Raw genomic sequence first — 8,395 nt, 5'->3', positions numbered from 1 at the left:
AGAGCATTAGCCTTCCAAGCTGAGGGTCGCGGGTTTGAGTCCCGTTTCCCGCTCTAATTTTGCCGATGTAGCTCAGTGGTAGAGCGCTTCCTTGGTAAGGACGAGGTCACGGGTTCAAGTCCCGTCATTGGCTCAAGATTTGAACGCTAATCATTAATTAAAATAAATAACAAAGTTATGGCTAAAGAACAATTTCAACGGACCAAGCCTCACGTAAATATCGGTACTATCGGGCACGTAGACCACGGTAAAACTACCTTGACTGCTGCTATTACTACTGTATTGGCTAAGAAAGGTCTTTCAGAATTAAAGTCTTTCGATCAGATCGACAATGCTCCTGAAGAAAAAGAAAGAGGTATTACCATTAATACTTCACACGTAGAATACGAAACTGAAAAACGTCACTATGCTCACGTAGACTGTCCGGGTCACGCCGACTACGTTAAGAACATGGTAACTGGTGCTGCTCAGATGGACGGTGCGATCATTGTGGTTGCTGCAACCGACGGTCCTATGCCTCAAACTCGTGAGCACATCTTGTTAGCTCGTCAGGTTAACGTTCCCCGTATCGTCGTTTTCATGAACAAATGCGATATGGTTGATGATGAAGAAATGCTCGAACTCGTAGAAATGGAAATGAGAGAACTTCTCTCTTCTTATGAATACGATGGCGATAATACTCCTATTATTCGCGGTTCTGCACTCGGTGCATTGAACGGTGAAGCTCAATGGGAAGATAAAGTAATGGAATTGATGAACGCTGTTGACGAGTGGATTCCGCTGCCTCCGCGTGATGTTGATAAACCTTTCTTGATGCCTGTTGAAGACGTATTCTCGATCACTGGTCGTGGTACAGTTGCTACAGGTCGTATCGAAACTGGTGTGATCAAAGTAGGTGATGAAGTACAGATCATCGGTTTAGGTGCAGAAGGTAAGAAATCGGTTGTTACCGGTGTGGAAATGTTCCGTAAGCTTCTCGATCAGGGTGAAGCTGGTGACAACGTTGGTTTGTTGCTTCGTGGTATCGACAAAAACGAAATCAAACGCGGTATGGTAATTTGCCATCCGGGACAGATCACACCTCATTCTAGATTCAAAGCTCAGGTTTATATCCTGAAAAAAGAAGAAGGTGGCCGCCATACTCCGTTCCATAACAAATACCGTCCTCAGTTCTATATCCGTACATTGGACGTAACCGGTGAAATTACTCTTCCGGAAGGAACTGAAATGGTAATGCCGGGTGACCACGTAACGATCACTGTAGAACTTATCTATCCGGTAGCTATTAACGTAGGTTTGCGTTTTGCTATCCGTGAAGGTGGACGTACAGTAGGTTCTGGTCAGATTACCGAAATTCTCGACTAATCTATTTCAGATATAGTTTACAGTCAGCCCCTGAATAAAAGGGGCTGACTATAATTTACGGGTCTAGCTCAGTTGGTAGAGCACTGGTCTCCAAAACCAGGTGTCGGGAGTTCGAGTCTCTCGACCCGTGCAAATTCAGAAAAGGATGAAAAATATACTTGCAAATATCAAAGAGTCTTATAACGAATTAGTTTATAAGGTATCTTGGCCTACTAAGTCCGAGCTGAGTAATAGTGCTGTAGTTGTTATGTTTGCTTCCCTGATTATAGCGCTCGTTATTTTTGCGATGGACCAATGTTTTGAGCATATTATGCGTTTCCTGTATAGCAAAATTTTCTAAGGGGGGAGGTATAAAATGTCTGAGGTAAAAAAAGAATGGTATGTATTGCGTGCCATTAGTGGTAAAGAAAACAAAGTGAAGGAATATCTTGATGCAGAAATCAAGAATACTGATCTTGGTAATTACGTAACCCAGGTTTTAATCCCCACCGAAAAGGTTTATTCTGTCAGAAACGGTAAGAAAATCACAAAAGAAAGAAATCTTTATCCCGGTTATGTCTTCGTTGAAGCAGTTCTCGTAGGAGAGGTGCCTCATCGTTTGCGTAATACGACCAATGTAATAGGTTTTTTAGGCGGTACTACACGTCCCGACCCATTGAGACCTTCTGAAGTAAATCGGATGTTGGGAGCGGTAGACGAACTCGAGGAACAGGGAGAAGAAATCAACATTCCTTATTTCGTGGGCGAAACCGTAAAGGTCAATTATGGCCCTTTTAACGGTTTTAGCGGTATCATCGAGGAGGTGAACAACGAAAAGAAGAAACTGAAAGTGATGGTCAAAATATTCGGGCGAAAAACTCCGCTCGAGTTGGGCTTTATGCAAGTAGAGAAAGAGTAACACCGGGAGGTTACGCGCCTGTGTGGTTGTCTTTCGTGGTTTATAACAAATCAAATTAAAAAGAAATGGCTAAAGAAATTGCTGGACAGATCAAATTACAGATTAAAGGAGGTGCAGCAAACCCATCTCCCCCTGTAGGACCGGCTCTCGGTTCGAAAGGGATTAATATTATGGAGTTTTGCAAGCAATTCAATGCCCGTACTCAAGACAAAGCCGGAAAAGTATTGCCTGTTGTAATTACTTATTACAGCGACAAAACTTTTGATTTTATCGTTAAGACTCCTCCCGTAGCTATTCAGCTTTTAGAAGCTACTAAGCAGAAAAGCGGATCGGCAGAGCCTAACCGTAAAAAGGTGGCTTCGATTACTTGGGATCAGGTAAAAGCGATTGCCGAAGACAAAATGGTCGATTTGAACTGTTTTACATTGAAATCAGCGATGACGATGGTCGCTGGTACAGCTAGAAGTATGGGTATAACCGTTAGTGGGGAATTCCCGGATAATAATTAATAAACTTCAATTGAAATGGGTAAACTGACAAAAAATCAAAAGTTAGCTTTAGACAAAATTGAAGCAGGGAAGGCCTACTCACTGAAAGAAGCTTCGCAGTTGGTAAAAGATATTACTTATACCAAATTCGATGCTTCGGTGGATGTAGACGTACGTTTAGGCGTGGACCCACGTAAAGCTAATCAGATGGTGAGAGGCGTTGTTTCGCTTCCTCACGGTACCGGTAAAGTGACTCGGGTATTGGTACTTTGTACTCCCGATCAGGAAGAAGCCGCTAAGGCTGCCGGAGCTGACTACGTAGGCCTTGATGAATATATCGAAAAAATCAAAGGTGGTTGGACCGATATCGACGTCATCATTACGATGCCTGCTATCATGGGTAAAATTGGAGCTTTAGGTCGTGTATTAGGCCCGCGCGGTTTAATGCCTAATCCTAAGAGCGGTACGGTTACCAATGAAGTCGCTAAGGCTGTAAAAGAAGTAAAACAAGGTAAAATCGACTTTAAAGTTGATAAAAACGGTATTGTACATGCCTCTGTAGGTAAAGTATCTTTCACTGCCGATCAAATTCGCGATAACGCAAAAGAGTTTGTTTCTGCTTTGATTAAACTGAAACCGACTGCTGCTAAAGGTACATATATTAAGAGTGTTTATCTTTCAAGTACAATGAGCCCGGGTATTAAGATCGAGCCTAAATCAGTTGACGAGATTTAAAAAATTGAATTATGAGAAAGGAAGATAAAAGCACAGTTATAGAACAGATTGCAGCGACTCTTGGCGAATATAGTCATTTTTACCTGACCGAAGCCGCAGCTTTGGATGCTGAGAAAACCAGCGCCCTCAGACGAGCATGTTTCAAACAGGAAATAAAACTGGTTGTCGTTAAGAATGCCTTGTTACATAAAGCGATGGAAAGTCTCGATACCGATTACTCTCCGCTTTATGATTGTCTTAAAGGCTCGACAGCAATCATGTTCTCCAATACAGGTAATGCTCCTGCCAAACTGATTAAAGAATTCAGAAAATCTACTTCTGACCTTCTTAATTTCAAAGCTGCTTACGTTGAGGAAAGTTTCTACGTAGGTGCCGATCAACTGGATGCATTAGTTGCTATTAAGAGCAAAAACGAACTTATTGCCGACGTTATCGCATTGTTACAATCGCCTGCTAAGAACGTTGTATCGGCTTTGCAGTCGGGAGGTTCTAAACTTCATGGAGTATTACAAACTCTATCTGAAAGATAATTTTATAGTAAATCAAATTAGTAAAATAACAAATTAAATCATACAAAAATGGCAGATTTGAAAGCTTTTGCAGAACAATTAGTAAACCTGACCGTAAAAGAAGTAAACGAACTCGCTCAGATTCTCAAAGACGAGTACGGTATTGAACCTGCTGCTGCAGCTGTTGCTGTTGCTGCTCCTGCTGCTGGTGGTGCAGTCGCTGAAGAAAAAACATCTTTCGATGTTGTTTTGAAAGCCGCTGGTGCTAACAAACTGGCCGTAGTTAAATTAGTGAAAGAACTTACTGGTCTTGGCTTGAAAGAAGCTAAAGATATGGTTGACGGTGCACCCAGCAACCTGAAAGAAGGTCTGGCTAAAGCTGACGCTGAAGCGCTGAAAAAACAACTCGAAGAAGCTGGCGCTGAAGTTGAACTTAAATAACATTTTCCTGATTAACAGGAACTTTGGTTAAGAGTCCTCCCGTAAGAGGCCTCTTAACCTTTTTGTGTATATAATTTAAATTAAGTTCAATTAATCCCTTTTGATAGATGTCTTCAACAATAGGTAAACCACGGGTAAATTTTGCTTCAATCAAGAGTCCGCTACAATATCCGGATTTTCTCGAAGTTCAATTGAAGTCATTTAAAGACTTCCTGCAGTTAGACACTCCTCCTGAAAAAAGAAAAAATGAGGGGTTGTATAAAGTGTTTGCTGAGAACTTTCCTATAGCAGATACCCGTAATAATTTCGTCCTCGAATTCTTAGATTATTACATCGATCCACCCAGATATACTATCGATGAGTGTATCGAAAGAGGCTTAACTTATAGTGTGCCTTTAAAGGCGAAACTGAAGTTGTATTGTACAGATCCCGATCATGAAGATTTTGATACCGTGATACAGGATGTGTACCTGGGCCCCATTCCCTACATGACAGAGAAGGGTACTTTTGTGATTAATGGTGCCGAACGCGTTGTCGTTTCCCAATTGCACCGTTCGCCCGGCGTATTCTTCGGTCAGAGTACTCATGCCAACGGTACTAAATTGTACTCGGCCCGTATTATTCCTTTCAAAGGATCCTGGATCGAGTTTGCTACCGACATCAACAATGTGATGTATGCCTACATCGACCGTAAGAAAAAGTTACCGGTTACGACACTGTTGAGAGCTATCGGTTTTGAAAGCGATAAGGATATTCTTGAAATATTCGGTCTGGCTGAAGAGGTAAAGGTGAATAAAACCAACCTGAAAAAAGCCATCGGTCGCCGGTTAGCCGCACGCGTTTTGAAAACATGGGTGGAAGATTTCGTCGATGAAGATACCGGTGAGGTAGTTTCTATCGAACGTAACGAAGTGGTGATCGATCGGGAAACAATCCTCGAAGAATCCCATATCGAAGAGATCCTCGAATCGGGAGTCTCCACGATTTTGTTACATAAGGAAGAACGTAATCTTTCCGATTATTCTATAATCTATAATACACTGCAAAAAGACTCGAGTAACTCCGAGAAAGAAGCAGTATTATATATATATCGTCAGCTTCGTAATGCCGAGCCCGCAGATGATGCGAGTGCAAGGGAAGTAATTACGAACCTGTTCTTCTCTGAAAAGAGATATGATTTGGGAGAAGTGGGTCGTTATCGTATCAACAAAAAGTTAAATCTTTCGACTCCGCCCGATATTAAAGTACTTACTAAGGAAGATATTATCGAGATCATCAAATATCTGATCGAATTGATCAATTCGAAAACCGATGTTGATGATATCGACCACTTGAGCAACCGTCGCGTACGTACTGTAGGCGAACAGTTGTATAATCAATTTGGAGTAGGTTTGGCTCGTATGTCTCGTACGATTCGCGAACGTATGAACGTACGCGATAACGAGGTGTTTACTCCGATCGATTTGATCAATGCCAAAACGATTTCTTCAGTAATCAATACCTTCTTCGGAACGAATGCGTTATCGCAGTTTATGGACCAGACCAATCCGTTGGCAGAAATGACGCATAAGCGTCGTATGTCGGCCCTCGGTCCTGGTGGTTTGTCGCGAGAACGTGCCGGTTTCGAGGTGCGTGACGTACACTATACGCATTATGGTCGTCTGTGCCCGATCGAAACTCCTGAAGGTCCTAATATCGGTCTTATTTCTTCTCTTTGTGTATATGCGAAGATCAACGACCTCGGATTTATCGAAACTCCGTATCGTAAAGTTGATAACGGAAAGGTAGATTTGTCTGACGATGGTATTGTTTATCTTACTGCTGAAATTGAAGAAGGTAAAGTAATCGCACAAGGTAATGCGCCTCTCGACGATGATGGTAACTTTATGCGTAATCGCATAAAAGCTCGTCTCGATGCGGACTTTCCTATCGTAGCCCCCGATGAAGTTTCCTTGATGGACGTTTCGCCCACACAGATCGCTTCTATCGCCGCCTCTTTGATTCCCTTCCTCGAACATGACGATGCTAACCGTGCCTTGATGGGGTCTAACATGATGCGTCAGGCAGTTCCTTTGCTTCGTACCGAGGCTCCTATAGTAGGTACTGGTCTCGAAGGTCAGCTTATCCGCGACTCCCGTACGCAAATTACGGCAGAGGGCAACGGGGTAATCGAATTTGTAGATGCTACGACCATCCGTATCCGATACGACCGTACCGAAGATGAAGAATTTGTAAGTTTCGAAGATGCCGTAAAAGAATATAACATTCCTAAATTCAGGAAAACAAACCAGAGTACGACTGTCGACCTACGTCCGATTTGCCGTAAAGGAGACCGGGTAGTGGCTGGCCAGATACTTACCGAAGGATATTCTACCGAAAGCGGGGAATTGGCATTGGGTAAGAACCTGAAAGTGGCTTTCATGCCTTGGAAAGGTTATAATTACGAGGATGCTATCGTGTTGAACGAGCGGGTAGTAATGGAAGATATACTTACCTCGGTACATGTTGATGAGTATTCGCTCGAAGTACGTGAAACCAAGCGAGGTATGGAAGAACTTACTTCCGATATTCCCAATGTCAGCGAAGATGCTACCAAAGACCTCGATGAGAGAGGTATTATTCGTATCGGAGCGCAAGTAAGTCCGGGTGATATTATGATCGGTAAGATTACGCCGAAAGGAGAATCCGATCCTTCACCCGAAGAAAAACTGTTGCGTGCTATCTTCGGTGATAAGGCTGGTGATGTAAAAGATGCTTCTCTGAAAGCTACCCCTTCTTTAAAAGGAGTCGTGATAGGGACTAATCTTTTCTCTCGTGCCGTTAAGAAGAAAAAATCGAAACTCAGTGATAAAGCTATCCTTCCGAAACTCGACGAAGAATATGAGGAAAAAGAAGCGAAGCTCAAAGAATTGCTTATCGAGAAACTTTTGGCACTTACCAATGGCAAGACTTCTCAGGGAGTAAAAGACTATTTAGGAACCGAAATTATTCCTAAGGGATCTAAATTTACTCAGAAAGCGCTGAGCGAAATCGATTATACAGCAATACAGGTAAGTAAATGGACTGCCGATCAGGTTAAAAATGATTTGATTCGGGCGACCATTATGAATTATCTGAAAAAATATAAAGAAATCGATGCCGAATTACGCCGTAAAAAATTCGATATTTCTATCGGTGATGAGCTGCCTTCCGGTATCGTTCAATTAGCTAAAGTTTATATTGCTAAGAAACGTAAGATCAGCGTCGGGGACAAGATGGCCGGACGTCACGGAAATAAAGGTATCGTTTCGCGTGTCGTGCGTCAGGAAGATATGCCGTTCCTCGAAGACGGTACTCCGGTTGACATCGTGCTTAATCCGTTGGGTGTGCCTTCTCGTATGAACCTCGGTCAGATATTTGAAACCGTTCTCGGTTGGGCAGGAGCTAAACTCGATATGAAGTTTGCTACTCCTATTTTTGACGGAGCGAGTCTCGAAGACCTGAATGAATGGACCGATAAAGCCGGTGTTCCCCGTTACGGTAAATCATACCTATATGATGGTGGTACCGGAGAGCGTTTCGATCAACCTGCGACTGTAGGAGTTATCTATATGTTGAAACTCGGTCATATGGTCGAAGACAAGATGCATGCTCGTTCTATCGGACCATACTCTCTGATTACCCAGCAACCATTAGGTGGTAAAGCTCAGTTCGGAGGTCAGCGTTTCGGAGAAATGGAGGTTTGGGCTCTCGAAGCATTCGGTGCGTCTCATGTCCTTCAGGAAATTCTTACGATTAAGTCAGACGATGTGGTAGGTCGTTCTAAAGCATATGAAGCGATTGTAAAAGGTGAACCGATGCCTACCCCCGGTATTCCCGAGTCTCTTAACGTGTTATTACACGAGTTGAGAGGTCTTGGTCTTAGCATCAATTTAGAATAATAAATATAGAAAAAGCGAAACTTTCTTTTCCTATGATGG

General features: G+C 42.8%; 8 protein-coding genes and 2 tRNA genes. All 10 read left to right on the top strand.

Features of this window, described 5'->3' with window-relative positions:
- The first annotated feature begins 61 nt into the window (after positions 1-61).
- The 10 genes from NMU02_RS06100 to rpoB all read left to right on the top strand — a co-directional run bounded on the left by NMU02_RS06100 (position 62) and on the right by rpoB (position 8,356).
- Positions 62-133 (top strand) — tRNA-Thr (locus NMU02_RS06100).
- Positions 134-177: 44 nt separating this feature from the next.
- The gene (gene tuf / locus NMU02_RS06095) at positions 178-1,365 is read left to right on the top strand and encodes an elongation factor Tu (protein ID WP_255026563.1); all 1,188 of its coding nucleotides are present in this window, start codon (positions 178-180) and stop codon (positions 1,363-1,365) included.
- A gap of 57 nt (positions 1,366-1,422) precedes the next feature.
- Positions 1,423-1,495 (top strand) — tRNA-Trp (locus tag NMU02_RS06090).
- A 15-nt stretch (positions 1,496-1,510) separates the two neighbouring features.
- Positions 1,511-1,705, top strand: a complete 195-nt coding sequence (secE, locus tag NMU02_RS06085) for a preprotein translocase subunit SecE (protein ID WP_255026561.1) — start codon at positions 1,511-1,513, stop codon at positions 1,703-1,705.
- A 15-nt stretch (positions 1,706-1,720) separates the two neighbouring features.
- A complete protein-coding gene (gene nusG / locus NMU02_RS06080) occupies positions 1,721-2,263 on the top strand; it encodes a transcription termination/antitermination protein NusG (RefSeq protein ID WP_255026559.1) in 543 nt (180 codons plus the stop codon).
- Between the two features lie 65 nt (positions 2,264-2,328).
- Complete coding sequence (rplK, locus tag NMU02_RS06075) at positions 2,329-2,772, top strand: 50S ribosomal protein L11 (RefSeq protein ID WP_255026550.1); 444 nt, start codon at positions 2,329-2,331, stop codon at positions 2,770-2,772.
- Between the two features lie 15 nt (positions 2,773-2,787).
- Entirely contained in the window at positions 2,788-3,486 is a 699-nt protein-coding gene (rplA, locus tag NMU02_RS06070; RefSeq protein WP_255026549.1) for a 50S ribosomal protein L1, read from the top strand.
- Between the two features lie 11 nt (positions 3,487-3,497).
- Positions 3,498-4,016 carry a 50S ribosomal protein L10 gene (gene rplJ, locus NMU02_RS06065; RefSeq protein WP_255026546.1) on the top strand — a complete coding sequence of 173 codons (519 nt, stop codon included), beginning with the start codon at positions 3,498-3,500 and terminating at the stop codon, positions 4,014-4,016.
- A 48-nt stretch (positions 4,017-4,064) separates the two neighbouring features.
- Complete coding sequence (gene rplL, locus NMU02_RS06060; protein ID WP_255026544.1) at positions 4,065-4,436, top strand: 50S ribosomal protein L7/L12; 372 nt, start codon at positions 4,065-4,067, stop codon at positions 4,434-4,436.
- Between the two features lie 107 nt (positions 4,437-4,543).
- Positions 4,544-8,356 (top strand): DNA-directed RNA polymerase subunit beta, encoded by a 3,813-nt coding sequence (gene rpoB, locus NMU02_RS06055; RefSeq protein ID WP_255026542.1) that lies wholly within the window; start codon positions 4,544-4,546, stop codon positions 8,354-8,356.
- Positions 8,357-8,395 lie beyond the last annotated feature (39 nt).

Source organism: Coprobacter tertius, assembly GCF_024330105.1.
GTDB lineage: Bacteria > Bacteroidota > Bacteroidia > Bacteroidales > Coprobacteraceae > Coprobacter > Coprobacter tertius.
This window is presented reverse-complemented; position numbering and strand designations above follow the sequence as displayed.